This window comes from Achromobacter pulmonis, assembly GCF_002885955.2.
Lineage (GTDB): Bacteria > Pseudomonadota > Gammaproteobacteria > Burkholderiales > Burkholderiaceae_B > Achromobacter > Achromobacter pulmonis_A.
The window spans coordinates 399,741-423,958 of record NZ_POQS01000006.1 but is presented as its reverse complement, the minus strand read 5'-3'; the positions used below and the strand labels follow the sequence as shown (position 1 = coordinate 423,958).

22 protein-coding genes are annotated in these 24,218 nt (G+C 67.8%); 20 read left to right on the top strand and 2 right to left on the bottom strand.

Going from position 1 to position 24,218, the window contains the following annotated elements; genetic code table 11:
* Position 1: 1 nt before the first annotated feature.
* The 12 genes from hisC (at position 2) to cysM (ending at position 11,545) form a co-directional block, all read left to right on the top strand.
* A complete protein-coding gene (gene hisC, locus C1I89_RS23695; RefSeq protein ID WP_102774959.1) occupies positions 2–1,123 on the top strand; it encodes a histidinol-phosphate transaminase in 1,122 nt (373 codons plus the stop codon).
* Complete coding sequence (locus tag C1I89_RS23690; protein WP_102774889.1) at positions 1,120–2,022, top strand: prephenate dehydrogenase; 903 nt, start codon at positions 1,120–1,122, stop codon at positions 2,020–2,022. The genes hisC and C1I89_RS23690 overlap by 4 nt, the downstream gene beginning before the upstream one ends.
* Before the next feature lie 5 nt (positions 2,023–2,027).
* Positions 2,028–3,350, top strand: a complete 1,323-nt coding sequence (gene aroA / locus C1I89_RS23685; protein WP_102774888.1) for a 3-phosphoshikimate 1-carboxyvinyltransferase — start codon at positions 2,028–2,030, stop codon at positions 3,348–3,350.
* 13 nt (positions 3,351–3,363) lie between these two features.
* On the top strand, positions 3,364–4,059 hold the full coding sequence (gene cmk / locus C1I89_RS23680; protein ID WP_102774887.1) for a (d)CMP kinase: 696 nt from the start codon (positions 3,364–3,366) through the stop codon (positions 4,057–4,059).
* Between the two features lie 153 nt (positions 4,060–4,212).
* Positions 4,213–5,925 carry a 30S ribosomal protein S1 gene (rpsA, locus tag C1I89_RS23675; RefSeq protein ID WP_168202253.1) on the top strand — a complete coding sequence of 571 codons (1,713 nt, stop codon included), beginning with the start codon at positions 4,213–4,215 and terminating at the stop codon, positions 5,923–5,925.
* 3 nt (positions 5,926–5,928) lie between these two features.
* Positions 5,929–6,288: an integration host factor subunit beta gene (locus C1I89_RS23670; protein ID WP_013392394.1), complete on the top strand. Its 360-nt coding sequence runs from the start codon at positions 5,929–5,931 to the stop codon at positions 6,286–6,288.
* Positions 6,289–6,444: 156 nt separating this feature from the next.
* Complete coding sequence (locus tag C1I89_RS23665) at positions 6,445–6,759, top strand: LapA family protein (RefSeq protein ID WP_102774885.1); 315 nt, start codon at positions 6,445–6,447, stop codon at positions 6,757–6,759.
* A gap of 51 nt (positions 6,760–6,810) precedes the next feature.
* Entirely contained in the window at positions 6,811–8,025 is a 1,215-nt protein-coding gene (gene lapB, locus C1I89_RS23660; protein ID WP_102774884.1) for a lipopolysaccharide assembly protein LapB, read from the top strand.
* Positions 8,022–8,963, top strand: a complete 942-nt coding sequence (rfaE1, locus tag C1I89_RS23655; RefSeq protein ID WP_102774883.1) for a D-glycero-beta-D-manno-heptose-7-phosphate kinase — start codon at positions 8,022–8,024, stop codon at positions 8,961–8,963. The genes lapB and rfaE1 overlap by 4 nt, the downstream gene beginning before the upstream one ends.
* A complete protein-coding gene (gene rfaD, locus C1I89_RS23650; RefSeq protein ID WP_102774882.1) occupies positions 8,960–9,952 on the top strand; it encodes an ADP-glyceromanno-heptose 6-epimerase in 993 nt (330 codons plus the stop codon). The genes rfaE1 and rfaD overlap by 4 nt, the downstream gene beginning before the upstream one ends.
* Before the next feature lie 156 nt (positions 9,953–10,108).
* Positions 10,109–10,555 (top strand): ComEA family DNA-binding protein, encoded by a 447-nt coding sequence (locus tag C1I89_RS23645; RefSeq protein ID WP_102774881.1) that lies wholly within the window; start codon positions 10,109–10,111, stop codon positions 10,553–10,555.
* An 81-nt stretch (positions 10,556–10,636) separates the two neighbouring features.
* On the top strand, positions 10,637–11,545 hold the full coding sequence (gene cysM / locus C1I89_RS23640) for a cysteine synthase CysM (protein ID WP_102774880.1): 909 nt from the start codon (positions 10,637–10,639) through the stop codon (positions 11,543–11,545).
* Between the two features lie 221 nt (positions 11,546–11,766).
* Here cysM and mltB read toward each other — a convergent pair whose 3' ends face one another.
* A complete protein-coding gene (gene mltB / locus C1I89_RS23635; protein WP_102774879.1) occupies positions 11,767–12,921 on the bottom strand; it encodes a lytic murein transglycosylase B in 1,155 nt (384 codons plus the stop codon).
* Between the two features lie 10 nt (positions 12,922–12,931).
* On the opposite strand from mltB, the gene C1I89_RS23630 reads away from it, so the two are divergent.
* From C1I89_RS23630 to aspT (C1I89_RS23605), 6 genes are all read left to right on the top strand, one after another.
* Positions 12,932–13,855 (top strand): histone deacetylase family protein, encoded by a 924-nt coding sequence (locus C1I89_RS23630; protein ID WP_181391036.1) that lies wholly within the window; start codon positions 12,932–12,934, stop codon positions 13,853–13,855.
* A gap of 77 nt (positions 13,856–13,932) precedes the next feature.
* On the top strand, positions 13,933–14,682 hold the full coding sequence (locus tag C1I89_RS23625) for an electron transfer flavoprotein subunit beta/FixA family protein (protein ID WP_102774878.1): 750 nt from the start codon (positions 13,933–13,935) through the stop codon (positions 14,680–14,682).
* Positions 14,683–14,684: 2 nt separating this feature from the next.
* A complete protein-coding gene (locus tag C1I89_RS23620; protein ID WP_102774877.1) occupies positions 14,685–15,614 on the top strand; it encodes an electron transfer flavoprotein subunit alpha/FixB family protein in 930 nt (309 codons plus the stop codon).
* 240 nt (positions 15,615–15,854) lie between these two features.
* Complete coding sequence (gene aspT / locus C1I89_RS23615; RefSeq protein WP_102774876.1) at positions 15,855–17,546, top strand: aspartate-alanine antiporter; 1,692 nt, start codon at positions 15,855–15,857, stop codon at positions 17,544–17,546.
* 110 nt (positions 17,547–17,656) lie between these two features.
* Positions 17,657–19,468, top strand: coding sequence for a bifunctional aspartate transaminase/aspartate 4-decarboxylase (locus C1I89_RS23610; RefSeq protein ID WP_102774875.1), 1,812 nt, complete (start codon positions 17,657–17,659; stop codon positions 19,466–19,468).
* Between the two features lie 33 nt (positions 19,469–19,501).
* Complete coding sequence (gene aspT, locus C1I89_RS23605; RefSeq protein WP_102774874.1) at positions 19,502–21,202, top strand: aspartate-alanine antiporter; 1,701 nt, start codon at positions 19,502–19,504, stop codon at positions 21,200–21,202.
* 3 nt (positions 21,203–21,205) lie between these two features.
* On the opposite strand, the gene C1I89_RS23600 is transcribed toward aspT (C1I89_RS23605), so the two are convergent.
* Positions 21,206–22,129, bottom strand: coding sequence for a LysR substrate-binding domain-containing protein (locus C1I89_RS23600; protein ID WP_102774873.1), 924 nt, complete (start codon positions 22,127–22,129; stop codon positions 21,206–21,208).
* A 98-nt stretch (positions 22,130–22,227) separates the two neighbouring features.
* Here C1I89_RS23600 and C1I89_RS23595 point away from each other — a divergent pair, with 98 nt between their 5' ends.
* Both C1I89_RS23595 and C1I89_RS23590 read left to right on the top strand, forming a co-directional pair.
* Complete coding sequence (locus tag C1I89_RS23595; RefSeq protein WP_102774872.1) at positions 22,228–23,430, top strand: CaiB/BaiF CoA transferase family protein; 1,203 nt, start codon at positions 22,228–22,230, stop codon at positions 23,428–23,430.
* Positions 23,427–24,194 (top strand): enoyl-CoA hydratase/isomerase family protein, encoded by a 768-nt coding sequence (locus C1I89_RS23590; RefSeq protein WP_102774871.1) that lies wholly within the window; start codon positions 23,427–23,429, stop codon positions 24,192–24,194. The genes C1I89_RS23595 and C1I89_RS23590 overlap by 4 nt, the downstream gene beginning before the upstream one ends.
* Positions 24,195–24,218: the final 24 nt, after the last annotated feature.

Here is a 24,218-nt window from a genome sequence, read left to right as displayed (position 1 = left end):
CATGACCACCGCATCCAAGCCCCTCGCCGCCCCGGCGCACGTCAGCGCCATCGCCCCCTACCAGGCGGGCAAGCCCATCGAAGAACTGGCCCGCGAGTTCGGGCTGGATCCGGCTGGCATCGTCAAGCTGGCGTCCAACGAAAACCCGCTGGGCATGCCCGGCTCGGCGCGCGAGGCCATGCTGGCCGCGGCCGAATCGCTGGCGCGCTACCCCGATCCCAACGGCTTCGACCTGAAGGCCGCGCTGGCCGAGCGCTACGGCGTGCCGATGAACTGGATCACGCTGGGCAACGGCTCCAATGACATCCTGGAAATCGCCGCGCTGGCGCTGCTGGAGCCGGGCGCTTCCGCCGTGTACGCGCAGCACTCGTTCGCGGTGTACCGCCTAGCCACGCAGGCGCGCGGCGCGCGCCACATCGTGGTGCCGGCCAGGGACTACGGCCACGACCTGGACGCGATGTTCGACGCCATCGCCGACGACACCCGCCTGGTGTTCATCGCCAACCCGAACAACCCCACCGGCACCTTCGTGCCGGGCGAGCAGGTCGCGGCCTTCCTCGAACGCGTGCACGCCGCCCACGGCGAGCGCGTCACGGTGGTGCTGGACGAGGCCTATAACGAATACCTCGATCCCGAGTTCCGTTTCGACAGCACCGAGCTGGTGCGCGGCTATCCCAACCTGATCGTCTCGCGCACCTTCTCCAAGGCCTACGGCCTGGCCGGCCTGCGCGTGGGCTTCGCGGTGGCGCAGCCGGCCCTGACCGACCTGCTCAACCGCGTGCGCCAGCCGTTCAACGTCAACACGCTGGCGCAGGCCGCCGCCGTGGCCGCGCTGGGCGACGCCGCCTATCTGCAGCAGGCCTACTCCCTGAACAAGGCCGGCAAGGCGCAGCTGTGCGCCGCGTTCGAGGCCCTGAAGCTGCGCTACGTGCCCAGCTACGGCAACTTCGTGCTGGTGCACGTGGGCGATGCGCCGCGCATCAACCTCGAACTGCTCAAGCGCGGCGTGATCGTGCGCCCGGTGGCCGGAGACGGCCTGCCCGAGTGGCTGCGCGTGTCCATCGGCCTGCCCGAAGAGAACCAGCGTTTCATCGACGCGCTGGGCGCCATCCTGTCAGCATGAACGACGCTGCACTGTCTTCCGATCAGGGGGCCGCTGGCCCCCTGATTCCTGTATTGGCCGTCGTCGGCGTGGGCCTGATCGGCGGTTCGTTCGCCGCGGCGCTGCGCAGCGCCGGGCAGGTCGGCGTGGTGCTGGGGGCGGGACGCAATCCGCAGTCGCTGGCGCGCGCGCGCGAACTGGGCCTGATCGACGAGGTCGTGTCGCTCGAAGAGGCGGCCGCGCGCGCCGACCTGATCCTGCTGGCCACGCCGGTGGGCGGCCTGGCCGACGCCTTGTCGCGCATGCGCGCGCACCTGCGCGCCGGCGCCGTGCTCACCGACGCCGGCAGCACCAAGGCCGAGGTGGCCGCCGCGGCGCGCGCCGCGCTGGGCGAGCGGGCCGCGCAGTTCGTGCCCGGCCATCCGATCGCCGGCGCCGAACGCACCGGACCGGAAGCCGCGCAGGCCGACCTCTATCGCGATCGCATCGTCATCCTGACGCCGCTGCCCGGGAATTCCGCGGCCAGCGTCGATCTGGTGCGCCGCGCCTGGCTGGCCTGCGGCTCGCAAGTGATCGACATGGACGCCGATGCACACGACAGGCTGCTGGCCTCGGTCAGCCATCTGCCGCACCTGTTGTCGGCGGTCTACATGAACCAGGTGGCCACGGCCGCCGACGCCGCCACCCGCCTGGATCTGGCGGGCAGCGGCTTTCGCGATTTCACGCGCATCGCGGCGGGTTCGCCGGAGATGTGGCGCGATATTTTCCTGTCCAACCGCGACGCGATGCTGGCCGAGCTGGCCGAGGTCCGCGCGGTGCTGGACCGGGCCGAGCACGCCATCGCCGCGGGCGACGGCGCGGCCTTGTCGACGCTGCTGGAGACGGCAGCGCGGGCGCGCCGCAACTGGCGCAAGGAGTAGCTGACATGGGCGCTTTGCCTTATCTGGATCTGCCCCGGGTGCGCCAGGCGCGGGGCGAAGTGGCCCTGCCGGGCTCCAAGAGCATTTCCAACCGCGTGCTGCTGCTGGCCGCGATCGCCGAAGGCGGCACGGCCATCACCGGGCTGCTGGATTCGGACGACACCCGCGTGATGCTGGCCGCCCTGCGCCAGCTGGGCGTGCAGGTCTCGGACCTGGACGCCGGCCGCGTCACGGTGCAGGGCGTGCCGCGCTTTCCGGTCGAAAGCGCCGACCTTTTCATGGGCAACGCCGGCACCGCCATCCGTCCGCTGACCGCGGCGCTGGCGCTGATGGGCGGCGACTACCGGCTCTCGGGCGTGCCGCGCATGCACGAGCGTCCCATCGGCGACCTGGTCGACGCCTTGAACGCGCTGGGCGCGCGCATCGATTACCTGGGCCAGCCGGGCTATCCGCCGCTGCGCATCGGCCGCGGCGAAATCGCCGGCGACGCGGTGGCGCGGGTGCAGGGGTCGGTCTCCAGCCAGTTCCTGACGGCGCTGCTGATGGCCGCGCCGCTGCAGGCGCGCGCCAGCGGCAAGCCGGTGGCGATCGAGGTCATCGGCGAGCTGATCTCCAAGCCCTATATCGAAATCACGCTGAACCTGATGGCGCGCTTCGGCGTGCAGGTGCGGCGCGAGGGCTGGAGCCGCTTCGTTATCGAGGCCGGCGCGTCCTACCGCAGCCCCGGGCAGATCGCGGTCGAGGGCGACGCGTCCACGGCGTCCTACTTCATGGCGCTGGGCGCGATCGGCGGCGGTCCGCTGCGCGTGACCGGCGTGGGCGCCGACAGCATCCAGGGCGACGTCGCGTTCGCCGACACCCTGGCCGGGATGGGCGCCCAGGTCAGCTACGGCCCCGGCTGGATCGAAGTGTCTGGCGCGCGCGTGGCCCAGGGCGAGCGCCTGAAGGCCTTCGACACCGATTTCAACCTGATCCCCGACGCCGCCATGACCGCGGCCGCGCTGGCGCTGTACGCCGACGGCCCGTGCCGGCTGCGCAACATCGGCAGCTGGCGCGTCAAGGAAACCGACCGCATCCACGCCATGCAGACCGAGCTGGCCAAGCTGGGCGCGCAGGTGGAATCGGGGCCGGATTGGCTGCGGGTCACGCCGCCGGCCGCCGACGGCTGGCGCGACGCGCACATCGGCACCTGGGACGACCACCGCATGGCGATGTGCTTCTCGCTGGCGGCGTTCGGCCCCGCGGCCGTACGTATTCTCGACCCCGGCTGCGTCAGCAAGACCTTCCCGGGTTACTTTGATGTCTACGCGGGCCTGGTTGCGGCCTAGCGACAATTACTCCATGACTTCGACTTCCTCCGAACTCTCCACCGCCGTTCCCGTCATCACGATCGACGGCCCCACCGCGTCCGGCAAGGGCACCGTGGCCCACCGGGTCGCCAAGGCCCTGGGCTGGGAAGTGCTGGACAGCGGCGCGCTGTATCGCCTGACCGCCCTGGCCGCGATCGAGCGCGGCCTGTCGGCCGACGACGAGCCCGCCGTGGCGCGCGCGGCCGAGACGCTGGACGTGCGTTTCGACGGCCCCCATATCTACCTGGAGGGCAGGGAGGTCGGCCACGACATCCGCCGCGAGGAAGTCGGCAATTTCGCTTCGCGCGTGGCGGCGTTCCCCGGCGTGCGCCAGGCGCTGCTCGAGCGCCAGCGCGCCTTTCGCCGGGCGCCCGGCCTGGTGGCCGACGGGCGCGACATGGGCACGGTGGTGTTTCCCGACGCGCCGCTGAAAGTGTTCCTGGTCGCCGACGTGGTCGCGCGGGCGCAGAGGCGCTGTAAGCAGTTGATCGAAAAGGGAATTTCTGCTAATCTAGACGACCTTTTGCGGGATATGCGCGAGCGCGACGCACGGGATACCGGGCGGGCGGCCGCGCCATTGGCTCCCGCAGCGGATGCACACGTACTGGATTCGTCGAATCTGACGATTGCGGAAACGGTGCAGGCAATACTGGATTTCTGGGGCGCCACGGCGTCCGGATCTGAATAGATTTGTTTTTTAGGCCCTGCTCAAGCCAGGCGACACCCCCACGGGCCACCCCGCAAGGGTAAGCCAGCAGGCAGGTATTTTGACTCCACTGTGGCGGGCAATCCGCTGCGGTGTGTTTTTAACGGCCATTGCGGCCCAATGGATTTCAACCCCATGTCTTCCGTTTCCACTACCGCCACCGGCGGCGAAAGCTTCGCCGACCTTTTCGCACAAAGCCTCAAGAGCCAGGACATGAAGTCCGGCGAGGTCATCAGCGCCGAAGTCGTGCGCGTCGACCACAACTTCGTCGTCGTCAACGCCGGCCTGAAGTCCGAAGCGCTGATCCCCCTGGAAGAGTTCCTGAACGACCAGGGCGAACTCGAAGTGCAGCCCGGCGATTTCGTCTCGGTGGCCATCGATTCCCTGGAAAACGGCTACGGCGACACCATCCTGTCGCGTGACCGCGCCAAGCGCCTGTCGGCCTGGCTGCAACTGGAAAAGGCCCTGGAGAACGGCGAACTGGTCACCGGCACCATCACCGGCAAGGTGAAGGGCGGCCTGACCGTCATGACCAACGGCATCCGCGCGTTCCTGCCGGGTTCGCTGGTGGATCTGCGCCCGGTCAAGGACACCACCCCGTACGAAGGCAAGACCCTCGAATTCAAGGTCATCAAGCTCGACCGCAAGCGCAACAACGTCGTGCTGTCGCGTCGCCAGGTGCTGGAAGCCAGCATGGGCGAAGAGCGCCAGAAGCTGCTCGAAACCCTGCACGAAGGTGCCGTGGTCAAGGGCGTGGTCAAGAACATCACCGACTACGGCGCGTTCGTGGACCTGGGCGGCATCGACGGCCTGCTGCACATCACCGACATGGCCTGGCGCCGTGTGCGTCACCCGTCCGAAGTCCTGCAAGTGGGTCAGGAAGTCGAAGCCAAGGTCCTCAAGTTCGACCAGGAAAAGAGCCGCGTCTCGCTGGGCGTCAAGCAGCTGGGCGAAGATCCGTGGGTCGGCCTCGCTCGCCGCTACCCGCAAGGCACCCGCCTGTTCGGCAAGGTCACCAACCTGACCGACTACGGCGCGTTCGTTGAAGTCGAAGCCGGCATCGAAGGCCTGGTGCACGTCTCCGAAATGGACTGGACCAACAAGAACGTCGATCCGCGCAAGGTCGTGACCCTGGGCGAAGAAGTCGAAGTCATGGTCCTGGAAATCGACGAAGACCGTCGCCGCATTTCGCTGGGCATGAAGCAGTGCCGCCAGAACCCGTGGGAAGAGTTCGCCACCAACTTCAAGCGTGGTGACAAGGTCCGCGGCGCCATCAAGTCGATCACCGACTTCGGCGTGTTCGTCGGCCTGCCCGGCGGCATCGACGGCCTGGTCCACCTGTCCGACCTGTCGTGGACGGAAGCTGGCGAAGAAGCCGTGCGCAACTTCAAGAAGGGCGACGAGATCGAAGCCGTGGTCCTGGGCATCGACACCGACAAGGAACGCATCTCGCTGGGCATCAAGCAGCTGGAAGGCGACCCGTTCAACAACTTCGTCGCCACTTTCGACAAGGGCGCCGTGGTTCCGGGCACCATCAAGTCGGTCGAAGCCAAGGGCGCCGTCGTGACGCTGTCCGTGGACGTCGAAGGCTACCTGCGCGCTTCCGAGATCTCCTCGGGCCGCGTCGAAGATGCCACCACCGTCCTGAGCGTCGGCGAAAACATCGAAGCCATGATCGTCAACATCGACCGCAAGACGCGTTCGATCCAGCTGTCGATCAAGGCCCGCGACAACGCCGAGACCGCCGAAACGATCCAGCGTATGTCCGATGCCAGCGCCTCGTCCGGCACCACCAACCTCGGCGCGCTGCTGAAGGCCAAGCTGGACCAACAGCGCAACGACGGTTAATTCGTGACCAAGTCGGAGCTGATCGCCGCCTTGGCGGCCCGCTATCCTCAGCTGGCCGCCCGCGACACCGATTACGCGGTCAAGACCGTGCTCGATGCGATGACCCAGGCCCTGGCCTCGGGCCAGCGCATTGAGATCCGCGGTTTTGGCAGCTTCTCGCTGTCGCAGCGGTCTCCCCGAATCGGGCGCAACCCGAAATCCGGCGAACAGGTGCTGGTGCCTGGCAAACAGGTGCCGCACTTCAAGGCGGGCAAGGAATTGCGCGAGCGGGTGGACTTGGCCGGCGGCAACGATGAGGACGCTCAATCCTCCGGATCGAGTGAACCGATGCCGTCGATGGTGAGTCTGCACGCCATGCATTGACGGCACGGCTGAAAGGCTGCCTTCGGGCGGATCGGACCGCGAACCAGGCCCCTTGAGCAATCAAGGGGCTTTGTTTTTGCGGGCCGGGTTTTTTCTCGCGGCGGGCGGGAGACGTCGCTTACAATTGAAAGTCTCGATTTCTAAGGAGCATGCGCCATGCGCTACCTCGTCTGGGCCCTGCGATTGCTCGTGTTCGTTGCGGTATTGATGTTCGCCTTGAAAAACACCGATCCGGTCGCCGTGAAGTTCTACGCCGACTACGTGGTGCAGGACGTCCCGCTCATCGTCGTGATGCTGGTGGTTTTCGTGCTGGGCGCCTTGTTCGGCCTGCTGCTGACCGTGCCCGCCGCCGTGCGCCGCCGCCGCGAGGCCATGCGTCTGCGCCGCGAGCTCGACCGCGTCCAGGCCGCCGTCAACGGCACCACGCCGGCCGTGCCGCCCGAAGCCGTCGCGCCGATGTCGCCGCTGTAATGCCGTTGCCCATCTCGTTTTCCGTACCGACCTGCCGCAAGGGCCTGAACAGTGGATTTTGAACCTTGGTGGTTGATTTTCGTGCCGGTGCTGTTCGCGCTGGGCTGGCTGGCCGCGCGCTTCGACATCCGGCAAATGCTGCGGGAAACCCGCAGCCTGCCCGACTCCTATTTCCGCGGCTTGAACTTCCTGCTCAATGAAGAGCCGGACCGCGCCATCGACGCCTTCGTCGAAGTCGCCAAGCTCGACCCCGAAACCACCGAGCTGCACTTCGCGCTGGGCAGCCTGTTCCGCCGCCGCGGCGAGATGGAACGCGCCATCCGCGTGCACCAGAGCCTGCTCAACCGCTCCGACCTGCCGGCCGCCGAGCGCGAACACGCCCAGCACGAACTGGCGCAGGATTTCCTCAAGGCCGGCATGCTGGATCGCGCCGAAAGCGGTTTCGAGCTGCTCAAGGACACCCGCTACGCCTTGCCGGCGCTGCGCTCGCTGATCCGCATCTACGAATCCGAGCACGACTGGCCGCGCGCCATCGAGGCCGTCAAGACGCTGCAAGGCCTGGTCGACGAGCCGGTGCCGCAGATCGTGCACTACTACTGCGAGCAGGCGCAGTCCGCGCTGGCGGCCAAGCCGGCCGACATCGACGCCGCCCACAAGGCGCTGGACGCGGCCGACCATGCGCTGTCGGGCATAGACGCCGCCTCCAGCCGCGGCGCCATGGTGCGCACCGCGATGCTGCGCGCGCGCCTGGCCCTGACCGAACAGGACCCCAAGCGCGAGCGCCTGTACCTGGAATCGGTCATGAACGACGCCCCCGAATACGCGGGCCTGGTCGCCGAGCAGGTGCTGGCCAACTACCGCGCCGCCCACCAGGAACAGGCCGGGCTGGACGTGCTGCTCAAGCAGTACGCGCGCCATGCCTCGCTGGACCTGTTCAACGTACTGTTCCGCGAGCTGCGCGTGCAGCAGGGGGCCGCGCCGGCCTGGACGTTCGCGCGCGGCGCGCTGCGCAGCCATCCGTCCCTGCTGGGCCTGGACCGCCTGCTCGAGGCCGAACTGGCCAATGGCGAGGGCGACGCCGACCACGGCCCGGTGCCGGGCGCCGACCTGACGCTGCTGCGCAGCCTGATCCACAAGCATACGCAGCGGCTCGACCGCTACGCATGCCGCAGTTGCGGTTTTCAGGCGCGTCGTTTTTACTGGCAATGTCCCGGCTGCAACGCCTGGGAGACCTACGCGCCGCGCCGCCTGGAAGAACTCGAATGAAATCTTTTCCCGCCGAAGCCATCTCGCACAGCCGCGTGCTCGTGGTGGGCGACGTGATGCTGGACCGGTACTGGTTCGGCGAGGTCGAACGCATCTCGCCGGAAGCGCCGGTGCCGGTGGTGCGCGTGGCGCGCCGCGAAGACCGCCTGGGCGGCGCCGCCAACGTCGCGCGCAACGTCGCGGCGCTGGGCGGCCACGTGACCCTGGTGGGCGTGCTGGGCGCCGACGAAGCTGGCGACAGCGTGCGCCGCCTGTCGACCGAGGCCGGCATCCAGGCCGACCTGATCGCCGACCCGTCGCTGCACACCACCTTGAAGATGCGCGTGCTGGGCCGCCAGCAGCAGCTGCTGCGGGTGGACTTCGAACAGCACCCCGAACAGGCCGCGCTCGACAGCGTGGACGCCGCGCTGGCCCGGCACCTGGCCAACCACGACATCATCGTGCTGTCCGACTACGCCAAGGGCGTGCTCACCCGGGTCGAGTCGCTCATCGCGCTGGCGCGGGCCGCGGGCATCCCGGTGCTGGTGGACCCCAAGGGCGACGACTACAGCCGCTATCGCGGCGCCACCCTGGTCACGCCCAACCGCTCGGAAATGCAGCAGGCCGTGGGCCGCTGGAATTCCGAGGCCGAACTCACCGATCGCGCGCAGCGGCTGCGCGCCGATCTGGATCTGGAAGCCCTGCTCGTGACGCGCTCCGAGCAGGGCATGACTTTGTTTACCGATGCGGGACGCGACCACATCGACGCGCAGGCGCACGAGGTGTTCGACGTGTCCGGCGCGGGCGACACCGTGCTGGCCACGCTGGCCGTGTCGCGCGCCATCGGCCTGCCGTGGGCCGATGCCATGGGCTGGGCCAACCGCGCCGGCGGCATCGCCGTGGGCAAGCTGGGCACGTCCGTCGTCACCGCCGCCGAACTGGCTGGAGAATCCTCATGATCGTCGTTACCGGAGCCGCGGGCTTCATAGGCAGCAACCTGGTGCGCGGGCTCAACCGCCGCGGCATCGAAGACATCATCGCCGTCGACGACCTCACCGAAGGCGACAAGTTCGTCAACCTGGTCGACTGCAAGATCGCCGACTACCTGGACAAGGACGACTTCCGCCGCCGCGTGGCCGACGGCAGCATCGGCGAGGTCCGCGCGGTCCTGCACCAGGGCGCCTGCTCGGACACCACCGAGCGCAATGGCCGCTACATGCTGGACAACAACTACCGCGTCACGCTGGAACTGTTCGAGTTCTGCCAGGCGCGCCGCATTCCCTTCCTGTACGCCTCGTCGGCCGCGGTCTATGGCGGCTCTTCGGTCTACGTGGAAGACCCCGCCAACGAAGGCCCGCTGAACGTCTACGGCTATTCCAAGCTGCTGTTCGACCAGGTCCTGCGCCGGCGCATGGACAGCCTGACGGCCCAGGTGGTGGGCCTGCGCTACTTCAACGTCTACGGCCCGCACGAGCAGCACAAGGGCCGCATGGCCTCGGTGGCCTTCCACAACATGAACCAGTTCCTGGAACACGGCCACGTGCGCCTGTTCGCGGGCTGGGACGGCTACCCCGACGGCGGCCAGAGCCGCGACTTCATTTCCGTCGAGGACGTGGTGGCGGTGAACCTGCACTTCCTGGACCATCCGGAGCAGTCGGGCATCTTCAACTGCGGCACCGGCCGGGCGCAACCGTTCAACGACGTGGCCGCCGGCGTGGTCAACGCGCTGCGCGCCGAACGCGGCGAGGCCGAACTGCCGCTGGCGCAGCTGGTCGAGCAGGGCCTGATCCGCTACATCCCGTTCCCCGACGACCTCAAGGGCCGCTACCAGAGCTACACCCAGGCCGACGTCTCGCGCCTGCGCGCGGCCGGTTTCCAGGCGCCCATGCGCGACGTGCGCACCGGCGTGTCGGAGTACGTGCGGTACTGGCGCAACCTGACGCGCTAGCGCCCGCGCGCGGGGCATCGCCCCACGCAGACCACATCCACCCGCGGGTTTCCGGGGTGGATGTTTTCATTCACGGCGAACTCCTGGCGACGGGCCGCGCGGCATGATCGCTGCGTGGCTCGACAACCGTCGCGCCCGGTCCTTCAGGAGACTCGCATGAACCCGTTCCTACATTCCGTCACGGCGCGGCCGTCGCCGTCCACGCAATGGCGCAGCGCCGCCCGGCCCGGGCGCCAGCGCCAGGCCGGCGGCCAGCCGTGCGCCGCGCAGCCGCGCCCGTTGCGGCAGGCGCTGGGCGCGCTGCTGCTGACCGCGGGGCTGGGCCTGGCGGCCTCGCCGGCGCAGGCGGTGGACGTGAACCAGGCCAGCGTGCAGCAGCTCGAAGGCGTGCGCGGCATCGGCCCGCGCACCGCCGAAATCATCGTCCAGGAACGCGAGCGCGGCGGCAAGTTCGAATCGCTCGACGACCTGGCCGAACGCGTGCGCGGCATCGGCGCGAAAAAGGCGCAGGCCCTGGAGGCCGCGGGCCTGCAGGTGGGCAAGGCGGCCGCGGCGCCGAAGCCCGCCGCCGCAAGGCCGGCGCCGGCCCGCGCCAAACCCTGACGCCGGCGTCCGCGCCGGTGGCCCTGGCGGCAGCGCGGATTTAGCCGCCGCGCGCCGCCGGGCGGAGTTATCATCATCCGCATGACTACTACCTATCCCACTATCGAGCAAACCGTCGGCAACACGCCGCTGGTGCGCCTGCAGCGCATCCCCGGAGCCGCGGGCGCCGCGCGGGGCAACGTCATCCTGGCCAAGCTGGAAGGCAACAACCCCGCCGGTTCCGTCAAGGACCGTCCCGCGCTGTCCATGATCAAGCACGCGGAAGAGCGCGGCGACATCAAGCCGGGCGACACCCTTATCGAAGCCACCAGCGGCAATACCGGCATCGCGCTGGCCATGGCGGCCGCCATGCGCGGCTACCGCATGATCCTCATCATGCCGGACAACCTGTCGTTGGAGCGCCGCGCGGCGATGACCGCCTATGGCGCAGAGCTGATCCTGACGCCGGCCGACAAGGGCGGCATGGAATACGCCCGCGACCTGGCCACCGAAATGCAGGCCGACGGCCGCGGCCTGGTCCTGGACCAGTTCGCCAATCCGGACAACCCCCGCGCCCACATCGAAACCACCGGCCCCGAAATCTGGAACCAGACCGAAGGCCGGGTCACGCATTTCGTCAGCGCCATGGGCACCACCGGCACCATCATGGGCGTGTCCACCTACCTCAAGTCGCGCAATCCCGCCGTGCAGGTCGTGGGCGCCCAGCCGGCCGAAGGCTCGTCCATTCCCGGTATCCGCAAATGGCCCGAGGCCTACCTGCCGAAGATCTTCGATCGCAGCCGGGTGGACGCCTACGAATCCATCGCGCAAACGGAAGCCGAGGTCATGGCCCGCCGCCTGGCCGCCGAAGAAGGCATCTTCGGCGGCATCTCGTCGGCCGGCGCCCTGGTCGCCGCGCTGCGCGTGGCCGAGCGCGTCAACGACGCCACCATCGTGTTCATCGTCTGCGACCGCGGCGACCGCTACCTGTCCACCGGCGTTTTCAACTGACCGTTGATGGTGTAGATGGTGGATGGCGTGGACGGCGTAGGATGGGTGCAGCGCGAGACGCCCTGACCCAGAACCCCACCGCCCAACGCGCGTAACCCATCAGCCGGCCCAAGCCGGCATTTTGGCTCGCCGCCAGATGGGTTACGCGCGCTGGATATTTGAGTTCTTGCTCAAGGACTCTCGCGCTCCACCCATCCTACGGCCACCACAAAGCCCCCTCATCACCGCCCCACGCGCGCCTCGATCTCGTCGGCCAGGTCGGCCACCGAGGTGGCGTAGAAATAGCTGCGGTTGTACTTGGTCAGCGCGAAGAAGTTGGGCGTGCCCACGCGGTACTGCGCGGTGCCGCGGGCTTCTTCCACCAGGTCGACGACGCCCAGCGGCTGGCTGGTCCAGCCGTCGGCGGAGGCGCCGGGGCGCAGGCGCGCGCCGGCGGCGGTCAGCGAGTTCCAGCTTTGCTTGGGTTCGAGGCCGCCGTCGACCAGCGGCGCGGGATCGACCGGCAGGATCACGGGAGCGAACACCGGCAGGCCGCGCTGCCAGCCGTGCTGGGACAGGAAGCTGCCCACCGACATGATCGCGTCGCGGGTGTTGTTGCTCAGGTCGATATGGCCGTTGTCGTCGCCGTCCACGGCGTAATGCATCACGCTGGTGGGCATGAACTGCGGCATGCCGATGGCGCCCGCGTACGAGCCGCGGGTTTCCAGATCGAGCTTGTCCTGCATGGCCAGCGTGAGGAAGTCGGCCAGCTGCCCGCGGAACATGGTGGCGCGTTCGGGCTTGGCCGGATCGGGATAATCGAAAGCCAGCGTGGTCAGGGCGTCCAGCACGCGGAAATTGCCCATATTGCGCCCGTACAGCGTTTCCACGCCGATGATGGATGCGATGATGGGCGCAGGTACGCCGAAGCGCTGCGCGGCCTGGTTGAGCAGGTCGCGGTTTTCGTTATAGAAGTCCACGCCCCAGCCGATGCGCTTGGGTTCCACGAAGCGCGAGCGGTACGTCAGCCAGCTGCGCCAGATTTTCTTGCCCGGGGGCGACGGCGCAATCAGGCGCGCCACCGTGGCGTTATAGCGCGAGCCCTCCAGCGCGGCGACCATGGGCGCCAGCGGCAGCTGGCGCTCGGCGGCCAGGCTTTCCACGAATGAACGGACTTCCGGGCGCAGCGCGCCGTTGGCGCCGAGGGCGGCGGGGCCGTCGTCGGCCAGTCCGGAGCCTGGAGTCGGCGCACTGGGTCCGATGCGGATGGGAGCGGGAGAGGACGAGGCCGCGGCGGATGGCGAGGCCGGGGCGGTAGCGGTGGGGGCGGTGGTGGTACAGCCCGCCAGCAAGGCGCAAAGGGTTCCGAGTTGCAGTATTCGCCGACAGATGAACATAATCTTCCTTATGGAGACCATGTATCTTACCCACCCGGCATGCCGCTTGCATGAAATGGGCAGTTGGCATCCCGAAAGCCCGCAGAGGCTGGACGCCATTTCCGACCAGCTGCTTGCGAGCGGATTGATGCCTTATCTGGACGACCGCCAGGCCCCGCAGGCGTCGCGTCACGACGTGCTGCGCGTGCATACCGTCCAGTACCTGAACAGTCTGCGCGAAAACACGCCCGAACAAGGGTATTTCCCGATAGATCCCGACACGCTGATGAATCCGCACACCTACGAGGCCGCGCTTTACGCCGCGGGCGCCGGGGTGGCGGCGGTGGATGCGGTGATGGGCGGCGAAGCCCGCACGGCGTTCTGCGCGGTCAGGCCGCCCGGCCACCATGCCTGCCGTTCGCAGGCCATGGGATTCTGCTTTCTCAACAACGTCGCCATTGCGGCGCAGCATGCGCTGGAATTCCACGGCCTGGCGCGCGTGGCCATCGTCGATTTCGACGTCCACCACGGCAACGGCACCGAAGAAGTCTTTGCCGGCGACGAGCGCGTCCTGATGTGCAGTTTCTTCCAGCATCCGTTCTTTCCGAACAGCGGCGCGGAACACCCGGCCGCGAACATGCTGAACGTGCCCGTGCCCGCGTACACGGCGGGCGCCGCCGTGCGGGCCATCGTCAGCGACTCCTGGCTGCCCAGGCTGGAGGCGCACCGGCCCGAACTGATCCTGGTGTCGGCCGGCTTCGATGCGCACCGCGAGGACGACATGGGCCAGATGGGCCTGGTCGAAGCCGACTACGCGTGGATCACCGACAGGCTGGTCGAAGTGGCCGAGCGCCACTGCCAGGGGCGGATCGTCAGCACGCTGGAAGGCGGTTACAACTTGTCAGCTTTGGGGCGCAGCGTCGTCGCGCACATACGAGCCCTGGCTAAGCTGTAGAATCAGGAAAAAATTGTGCACTGCAATCCCGGCGCAAGCCGGGGCAAGTATTTCATTTTCATTTTGGAGACAGCGGGATGAAGGTATTGGTACCTGTCAAGCGCGTGGTTGACTACAACGTCAAGGTGCGCGTCAAGTCTGATCAAACCGGCGTGGACATCGCCAACGTGAAGATGTCCATGAATCCGTTCGATGAGATCGCCGTCGAGGAAGCGACGCGCCTGAAGGAAAAGGGCGCGGCGGCCGAGGTGGTGGCGGTGTCTTGCGGCGTTGCGCAATGCCAGGAGACGCTGCGCACGGCCATGGCCATCGGCGCCGACCGCGGCGTGCTGGTGCAGACCGACGCGGAGCTGCAGCCGCTGGCGGTGGCCAAGCTGCTGCGCGCGCTGGTCGACAAGGAGCAGCCGCAGCTGGTGATCCTGGGCAAGCAGGCCATCGACGACGACGCCAACCAGACTGGCCAGATGCTGGCCGCGCTGCTGGACTGGCCGCAGGCCACGTTCGCCAGCAAGGTGGAGCTGGCCGACGGCAAGGCGACGGTGACGCGCGAAGTCGACGGCGGGCTGGAGACGGTGACGCTGAAGCTGCCGGCCATCATCACGACGGACCTGCGCCTGAACGAGCCGCGTTACGTGACGCTGCCCAACATCATGAAGGCCAAGAAGAAGCAGCTGGACACGGTCACGCCTGAAGAGCTGGGCGTGGACCCGGCGCCGCGGTTGAAGACGCTGAAGGTCAGCGAGCCGCCCGCGCGCAAGGCCGGCATCAAGGTGGCCGACGTTGCGGCCCTGGTGGACAAACTCAAGAACGAAGCGAAGGTGGTTTGAACATGACGACGCTGGTTATTGCAGAACACGATAACGCCCAGCTGAAGGGCGCAACCCTGAACACCATCGCCGCGGCCGCCAAGATCGGCGGCGACGTGCATGTGCTGGTGGCCGGCGCCAACGCGCGCGCCGTGGCCGAGCAGGCCGCTGCCGCCGCCGGCGTGTCCAAGGTGCTGCTGGCCGACGCCGCGCAGCTGGCCGACGGGCTGGCCGAGAACCTGGCCGCGCAGGTGCTGGCGGTGGCCTCGGGCTACAGCCACATCCTGTTCCCGGCGACGGCCTCGGGCAAGAACGTGGCTCCGCGCGTGGCGGCCAAGCTGGACGTGGCGCAGATCTCCGACATCATCGGCGTGGAATCGGCCGATACGTTCCAGCGCCCGATCTACGCGGGCAACGCGATCGCCACGGTGCAGTCGGGCGACGCGGTCAAGGTGATCACGGTGCGCACGACCGGCTTTGACGCCGTCGCCGCGCAAGGCGGTTCGGCCGCGATCGAAGAGGTGGCGGCGGTGGCCGATTCGGGCCTGTCGAGCTTCGTGGGCCGCGAAGTGGCCAAGAGCGACCGTCCGGAACTGGCTGGCGCGCGCGTGGTGGTGTCGGGCGGCCGCGGCCTGGGCAGCGCCGAGAACTTCAAGATACTGGACCCGCTGGCCGACAAGCTGGGCGCGGCGCTGGGCGCGTCGCGCGCGGCGGTCGACGCCGGCTATGCGCCCAACGACTGGCAGGTCGGCCAGACCGGCAAGATCGTGGCCCCGCAGCTGTACGTGGCGGTGGGCATCTCGGGCGCCATTCAGCACCTGGCCGGCATGAAGGACTCCAAGGTCATCGTGGCCATCAACAAGGACCCGGAAGCGCCGATTTTCGGCGTGGCCGATTACGGCCTGGTCGGCGACCTGTTCCAGGTCGTGCCCGAACTGACCAGCGCGCTGTAATGGTTTAGATCCGGGTTTGAAACCGGTGTGCATCCGGTTTGAATCCGGTTTAATCCCGCGTTATCCAAAACCCGCCGGCGTGCGCGCCGGTGGGTTTTCTGTTTTTGGAGACACCCGTTCACCGCTATTTAATCGGAACGCTATAAATCTTTTGCTTTATTGCAAGATTCTGATAATGTTTCCGACGCGCAGCAAGATTCGCGCAAGTGCTTGGCCTGTACAGAACGAAGGAGATTCGGGATGGAATGGTTTTTTGACACTTTGCGGAAATATCCGGAGCTCGCGATATTCCTGACCTTGGGCCTGGGTTACTGGATAGGCGCCAAGAAGATATTCGGGTTTAATCTCGGCGCGGTCACCGGAACGCTGCTGGTGGGCGTGCTGGTCGGGCAGCTCGATATCACTATCGCTCCCATCGTCAAGCAGGTTTTCTTCCTGCTTTTTCTTTTCGGGCTGGGCTATGGCGTCGGCCCGCAATTCTTCCGCGGCATGAAAAGCGATGGCCTGCCCCAGGTCATATTCGCGGTCGTCATTTGCGTCGTGTGCCTGCTGGTCACCTGGGGCACCGCGGTGGCTTTCGGTTTTGACGCCGGCACCGGCGCGGGCCTGCTGTCGGGCGCGCAGACGATCTCGGCGGTCATGGGCGTGGCCACCGACACCATCAACGGCCTGAACGTGGACGCCGCGACCAAGAAGCAATGGATCGACAGCATCCCCGTGGCCTACGCGGTCTGCTACATCTTCGGCACCGTGGGCAGCGCCTGGATACTGGCCTCGCTGGGCCCCAAGCTGATGCGCGTGGACATCGTGAAAGAATGCAAGGAGTACGAGGCCAAGATGTCCGGCGGCGCCGATTCCATGGAGCTGTCGGGCTACCGCAAGTTCACGGCGCGCGCCTACAGGCTGGAGCGCGAGGATTGCGTGGGCAAGACGGTGGGCGAGCTGGAGTCGCGCTTCGTCGATGCGCGCGTCTTCGTCGAGCGCATCCGCCGCGGCGACCAGATCCTGGATTGCGATTCCAAGACCGTGCTGCAGGCCGGCGACGTGCTCGGCGTGACCGGCAGGCATGATGCGCTGGTGCAGCAGGCGCCGGGCATCATCGGCGGCGAGGTCGAGGACCGGGACGTGATCAACCTGCCCGCCGAGATCGTCGAGGTGGTGCTGACCAACAAGAACCTGGCCGGCAAGACGGTGCAGGAAATCGCCGAGCACGACGCCGTGCGCGAACTGGGACGCGGCGTGTTCCTGCGCAAGGTGGTGCGCGGCGGCCACGAGATGCCGGTCAACTGGGGCCTGAAGCTGGACCGCGGCGACCGGCTGTTCCTGCTGGGCGCCAAGCGCGACGTCGAACGCGTGGTCGGCAAGGTCGGCTACGTCGATCGCGCCACCGACCAGACCGACATGGTGTTCGTGGGCTTCGGCATTCTGCTGGGCGGCCTGTTCGGCTCGCTGGTGCTGACCGTCAAGGGGATACCCATCACGCTGTCGACTTCCGGCGGCTCGCTGATCGCCGGCCTGGTCTTCGGCTACCTGCGCTCGGTGCATCCGACCTTCGGCCGGGTGCCGGAACCGGTGCACTGGTTCCTTACCTCCGTGGGGTTGACGACCTTCGTGGCGGTGGTCGGCATCTCGTCCGGACCGGGCTTCGTCCTGGGCTTCCAGCAACTGGGCGCCAAGCTCTTCGTCGCCGGCGTGATCGCCACCAGCGTGCCCATGATCCTGGGCGTGCTCATTGCCCGCTACATCTTCAAGTTCCACCCGGCCATCGCGCTGGGCGTCTGCGCCGGCGCCCGGACCACGACGGCTGCTATCGGGCAGATCACCGAAACGGCCAAGAGCCAGGTGCCCGCCCTCGGCTATACGGTGCCCTACGCGATCGGCAACACGCTGCTGATCATCTGGGGGATCGTCATCGTCATGCTCATGACCTAGCGGCTCGTCCGCGGGCCGCCAGGCCCGCGGACCGCTGCCCAAGGCTGGCGGGCGCAACGGCCCGCCACGCAGCCAACGCCCGTCACCACGCAAACCAGGAGTACTGAACCATGGCTTCCACCGCGCCTCTCACCGTCAGTCTGGCCTCGGCACTGAAAACCACCCGCTCGCACCAGCGCGACCTCGAACAGCTTTCGCCGTTCGAACTGAAGGACTACCTGATCACGCTGGCCAAGGACAGCCAGCAGCTGTCGGCGGCGACCATGCTGAACGCCGGCCGCGGCAATCCGAACTGGATCGCCACCGAGCCGCGCGACGCCTTCTTCCTGCTGGGCCGGTTCGCGATGAAAGAGGCGCGCCGGGTGCGCGACGAAGGCATCCTGGCGGGCATGCCGGACAAGCAGGGCTGCGCCGGCCGGCTGCGCAAGTTCCTGTCCAAGCACAAGGGCGAGGACGGCCGCGACTTCCTGGCGGGCGTGCTGGAATACGGCGTGAAGGTCAAGGGCTTCGATGCGGACGAATGGGTCCACGAGCTCACCGACAGCATCATCGGCGACCACTACCCGGTGCCGCCGCGCGCGCTGGTGCACATCGAGCAGATCGTGCACGACTACCTGATCAAGGAAATGTGCGACGGCCGCCCGCCCAAGGGCAAGTTCGACCTGTTCCCGGTCGAGGGCGGCACGGCGGCGATGTGCTATATCTTCGATTCGCTGCTGCAGAACGGGCTGCTCAAGCAGGGCGACACCATCGCGCTGTTCCTGCCCACGTTCACGCCCTATATCGAAATCGCGCACCTGGAGCGCTTCCAGTTCAAGATCGTGCCCATCAACGCCAGCAGCATGCGGGCCGACGGCACGCATGACTGGCATTACCCGCCCGAGGAAATCGCCAAGCTGGAGAACCCCAAGATCAAGCTGGCGGTCACGGTCAATCCCAGCAACCCGCCGTCGGTGGCCTTCAGCCCGGTCGAAATGAAGCAGATCGTGCGCCTGATCCGCAAGAACCCCGACCTGGTGCTGGTCACCGACGACGTGTACGGCACCTTCGTGCCGAACTTCCGCTCGCTGATGGCCGAGGTGCCGCACAACACGATCTGCGTGTATTCGTTTTCCAAGAACTTCGGCTGCACCGGCTGGCGCCTGGGCGTGATCGCGACCCACGAAACCAACATCATGGACCGCCGCATCGCCGAACTGCCGGCGTCGTGGAAAAAGCGCCTGCACAAGCGCTACAGCGCCATGACGATGGAGCCGGAAAAGCTCAAGTTCATCGACCGCATGGTCGCCGACAGCCGCAACGTGGCGCTGAACCACACGGCCGGCCTGTCCCTGCCGCAGCAGGTCCAGATGGGCTTTTTCGCGCTGTCCCACCTGCTCGACCTGAAGGACGCCTACAAGCACCTGACGATGGAAATCGTGCGCAAGCGGCGCGACGCGCTGTGGCAGGGCCTGGGCATTCCCATGCCGCCGGAAGATCCGACGCGCGCCTGGTATTACGTGGAACTGGACTTCATGGTCTGGGCCAAGGTGATGTACGGCGACGGCTTCTGCAAGTACATGGTCAACAATTACGAGCCGGTGGACTTCCTGTTCCGCCTGGCCGAGAAGACCGGCGTGGTGCTGATGGACGGCGGCGGTTTCGGCGGCCCGCCCTGGTCGATCCGGATCTCCCTGGCCAACCTCGACGACGGCGACTACGCCAAGATCGGCAAGCACATGGTGGCGGCCGCGACCGAATACGTCGACGCGTGGAAGGCCTCCGAGCTGGTGCGTTCGGGTCCGACCGCGGGCAAGGGCCAGAAGGTCAAGGCCGCGGCCGGCAAGAAGGCCGGCGCGGCCGTGGCGCGCAAGGCGGTCAAGCAGGCGGTGCAGCGCGCGGATACGGCGGCCAAGTCGGCCAGGAAGGGCGCCGGCAAATAGGCGGCCACGGCAACCCCAGGGTGATATGAACATATGACTTGCAGCGTCGGGTTTTTCAATAGCGTCCCCATCGCAGTGCTGTTCGTGACGGTGGGTTTGGGATACCTGATCGGCAAGCTCCGGATCGGCCCGATCCAGCTGGGCGGGGTGTGCGGAACGCTCATCGTCGCCCTGCTGATCGGGCAGACCGGCTGCCAGATCCGCGGCGACCTGAAGGAAGTCGCGTTCGCGCTGTTCATCTTCGCCATGGGGTACTCGGGCGGTCCGCAGTTCTTCGCCAACCTGAACCGCTCCAGCCTGCGCTTCATCGCGCTGCCGCTCATCGAGGCCGTGCTGGTGCTGACCATCGTGCTGGCGGCGGTGCCGCTGTTCGGCCTGGACGCCGGCACGGCGGCCGGGCTGGCGGCCGGCGCGGCCACCGAATCGGCCGTGGTCGGCACGGCCGCCGAGGCGCTCAAGCACCTGGGCCTGGCCGACGCCGAGGTCCAGCGCATGGAAGCCAACATCGCCACCGCCTACACGCTGACCTATCTGGTGGGCCTCATCAGCATCGTGTTCTTCACCAGCCAGGTCGCGCCGGCGCTGCTGCGCATCAACCTGCGCGAAGCGTCCAAGGCGATGGAGGAAAAACTGGGCGTGGCCGCCGGCGACGGCGAGGACGCCAACATGCCCACGCTGCCGCGGCTGGTGGGCCGCGCGCACGTGGTCAAGGACGCCGGCGGCATGAGCGTGGCCGAGGTGGAGGCCAGGCTGGGCGGGCGCACCGCCGTCAGCCGCATCCTGCGCGACGGGGCGGCGGTGGACGCCTCGCCCGAGGACGTGCTGGCGGTGGGCGACATCGTGGTGGTGCTGGGCATGCGGCGCTTCGTGCTGGGCGCCGGCGGCGTGATCGGCCCCGAGATCCAGCTGCCCGAGGCGCATGCCGACGACCTGCAGCTCAGCGAACTGGCGGTCATCGTCAACAAGAAGGCGGTGAACGGACACACCGTGGGCGAGCTGGCCCGGCGGCCGCGCGCGCAGCGGGCGCGCGGCGTGTTCCTGCAGTCCATCGTGCGCTCCGGCCATTCCCTGCCGATCACGCCGTCCACCGTGGTGCAGTACGGCGACCTGATCACGCTGGTGGGCGCCGAACCCGAACTGTCGGCGGCCGGCGCGGCGCTGGGCAACGAGCTGCGCCGCAGCGGCGTGACCGATCTGGTGTTCCTGGCTTTCGGCATACTCGCGGGCCTGCTGATCGGCAGCCTCAGCGCAAACCTGTGGGGCATTCCGGTATCGCTGGGCAGCGGCGGCGGGGCGCTGGTCAGCGGCCTGGTCTGCGGCTGGATCAACGCCAAGCGGCCGGCGCTGGGCCACATGCCGGACCACGCGGTGCAATTGCTCAAGGACCTGGGACTGGCGATCTTCGTGGCCTGCGTCGGCCTGTCGGCCGGGCCGGAGGCGGTGAAGCTGATCCGCGAGCACGGCGCGGTGCTGCCCGTGATCGGTCTCCTGGTGTCGCTGGGACCGGCATGCCTGTCGCTGTGGGTGGGCCACAAGATCCTGAAGATAGAAGGGCCGCTGCTGGTGGGGGCCATCGCCGGCCAGCACGTCAGCACGCCGGCCATCAGCGCCATCCTGAATTCCAGCGGCAGCGCGGTGCCGCTCCTGGGCTACACCGTGACTTACGCCATCGCCAACGTGCTGCTGCCGGTGCTGGGGCCCATCATCGTGTCGCTGGCCCACCACCTGGGCTAGCCGTTACCGCAGCAAGGTGCAGCCCTGCCACGCCTGATCCTCGATCAGGCGTTTTATTTCGTCCTGGCACAGCTCGATGACCCGGTTGACCGCGGGCGAGGGCGGCAGGCTTGCGCTGGCGCACAGCACCAGTTCGCGCGACAGCGCCGGGTCGAGCGCGTGCGCGACGATGGAGCCTTCCGCGATCTCGGGCTGCGCGGCCGAGCTGGGCAGGATGGTGGCCGCCATCGCCTCGCGCACGGCGGGGATCAGGATGGCCGAGGTGCTGGCCTCGGCGAACAGGTTGCAGGTCAGGCCGGCGGTCAGGAAGGCGTGGTCCAGCCGCGCGCGCAGCGTGTTGGGCAGGCTGGGCAGCACCAGCGGCAGCGCGGCGAAGTCCTCGATGGCCAGGGTGCGGCGCGGCAGCGCCACGCTGGCGTGCGCCAGCAGGAACAGGCGTTCGCGCAATAGCGGCGTGCGCAGGAGGCCCTGCATGGGCTGCTGGTCCGGCGACAGCGAAAAGTCGATGCGTCCTTGCAGCACCAGCTTGGTCAGGTCGGCGCTGGGCACGTCGACGATCTCCAGCACCACCGAGGGCAGCTCCGCCTTGACCCGGCGCATCAGCGGCAGGGCCAGCATGCGCGCCGTGCTGGAGGCCAGCCCGATCGAGACCGTGCCGGTGATCTGGTCGGCGGTCCGCGACAGCAGGCTGCGCGTGCTGTCGACCTGGCGCAGGATGATCTGCGCGTGGCGGTACAGCAGCAGGCCTTCGGCCGTGGGCTGCACGCCCTTGGCGCCGCGCACCAGCAGCGCCACGCCCAGGTTCTCTTCGAGCAGCGACATCTGCTGGCTTAGCGCGGGCTGCGCCACGTGCAGGCTTTCGGCGGCCCGCGTCATGTTCTGCAGTTCCACCACGCGGACGAAATACTTCAGCTGACGCAGATTCATGGAATAAGAAAAACTTATGGATGGATCAGAAAATAGTATTTTCTATGCCTCTGCGGCGCTGCCTAGAATGGGCCTCACATCAGAGGAGGACGACCGACATGAGTCTGCCATTGACCGGGCTGAAGGTGCTGGATCTGACCCGGGCGCTTTCCGGGCCTTTCTGCACAATGATTCTTGGAGACCTGGGCGCCGAGGTCATCAAGGTGGAACCCATGCCGGCGGGCGAGATGGCGCGCCAGTGGGGGCCTTTCGATGATGACATAAGCGTTTATTATCTTAGCGCCAACCGCAGCAAGCAAGGGATAGGCGTGGACTTCCGCAAGCCCGAGGGGCTGGCGCTGCTGCGCAAGCTGGCCCTGGCCTCCGACATCGTGGTCGAAAACTTCAAGGTTGGCACCATGGACGCGATGGGCCTGGGCTATGACGCGCTGGCCGAGGAGCATCCCGGCCTGATCATGGCGTCGATCTCCGGCTTCGGCAGCAAGGGCCCGGCGCGCGACTGGGCCGGTTTCGACCAGGTGGCGCAGGGCTATTCCGGCTTCATGAGCCTGACCGGCACGCCCGAGTCCGGCCCGATGCGGGTCGGCGTCGCCATCGGCGACCTGACCGCGGGCATGTGGCTGGTCATCGGCATCCTGTCGGCCGTGGCGCAGCGCGCCGCCACCGGGCGCGGACAGCACGTCCAAACCTCGCTACTGGCGGGGCTGATGGCGCTGCTCAGCGTGCAGGGCCAGCGTTATCTCAGCAAGGAGGAGGTGCCGCAGCCCTGCGGCAACGTGCATCCCGTCATCGCGCCCTACGGCACTTTCGAGACCGCCGACGGTCCGCTCAACCTGGCGCCGGCCACCCAGGCCATGTGGGTCAAGCTCTGCGCCATCCTGGACCTGTCCCACCTGACGTCCGACCCGCGCTTTCTCACCAACGCCGAACGCATGCAGCACCGCTATGAGCTGAAGCTGGAGCTGGAGGCCGGGCTCAAGCGCAAGACGCGCATGGAATGGACCGCGCTGATGATAGACGCCGGCATTCCGGCCGGCCCGATCAATACCCTGGAGGACGTGTTCGCGGACCCGCAGGTGCAGGCTTGCGGATTGGTGCGCACGCTGGCGCATCCGGTGCTGGGCGAACTGCGGCAGGTGGGCCTGCCGCTGGAGCTGGGCGGCGCGCAGGCCGCCGCCGACCGCGCGCCGCCCGTGTTCGGCCAGCACACGCGCGACGTGTTCGCGCGCTATGGCATGGACGGCGCCGAAATCGACAGGCTGCTGGCCGATGGCGTGGCCTACCAGGCGGAGGCGGCATGAACGCGCCCGGCGAGACGCCCAGCCTGTCGGTGGACGGGCACGTCGCCACGCTGCGCCTGCGCCGGCCCGGCCACGCCAACCGGCTGTCCCCGCGCGACCTGGAGGTGCTGAGAGACCATCTGGCGACCGTGAACGCCGACGACGCCGTCCGCGTGCTGCGCATCCAGTCCGACGGCAAGTACTTCTGCAGCGGCTACGACATTGCTTCCCTGGCCTCGGACAGCGCGCCCAGCTCGCTGTACTTCGGGCAGACCATGGACCTGATCGAAGCGGCCCGGCCCGTCACCATCGCCGCGGTGCAGGGCGGGGCGTATGGCGGCGGCACCGACCTGTGCCTGGCCTGCGATTTCCGCATCGGCACGCCGCAGGCCGATATGTTCATGCCGGCCACGCGGCTGGGCCTGCATTTCTATCCCGGCGGCATGTCGCGCTACGTCACGCGCCTGGGCCTGGACCAGGCCAAGCGCCTGTTCCTGACCGCCGAGCGCATCCAGGCCGACGAAATGCTGCGCATCGGCTTTCTGACCGAGCTGGTCGACGAGGACCGCCTGCAGCAGCGCCTGGACGCGCTGAGCGCGCAGATCGCCGAGATGGCGCCGATACCGCTGTTCGGCGTCAAAGCCCAGCTCAACCGGATCGCGCGCGGCGAGATCGACGTGGCCGCCATCGAGGAGGCGGTGCTGCAGTCCGAGCGTTCGCGCGACCTGGCCGAAGGCGCGCTGGCCTGGCGCGAAAAGCGCAAGCCGCGCTTCACCGGCCGCTGAAGCGGCCGGCGCATCAACAGAGGG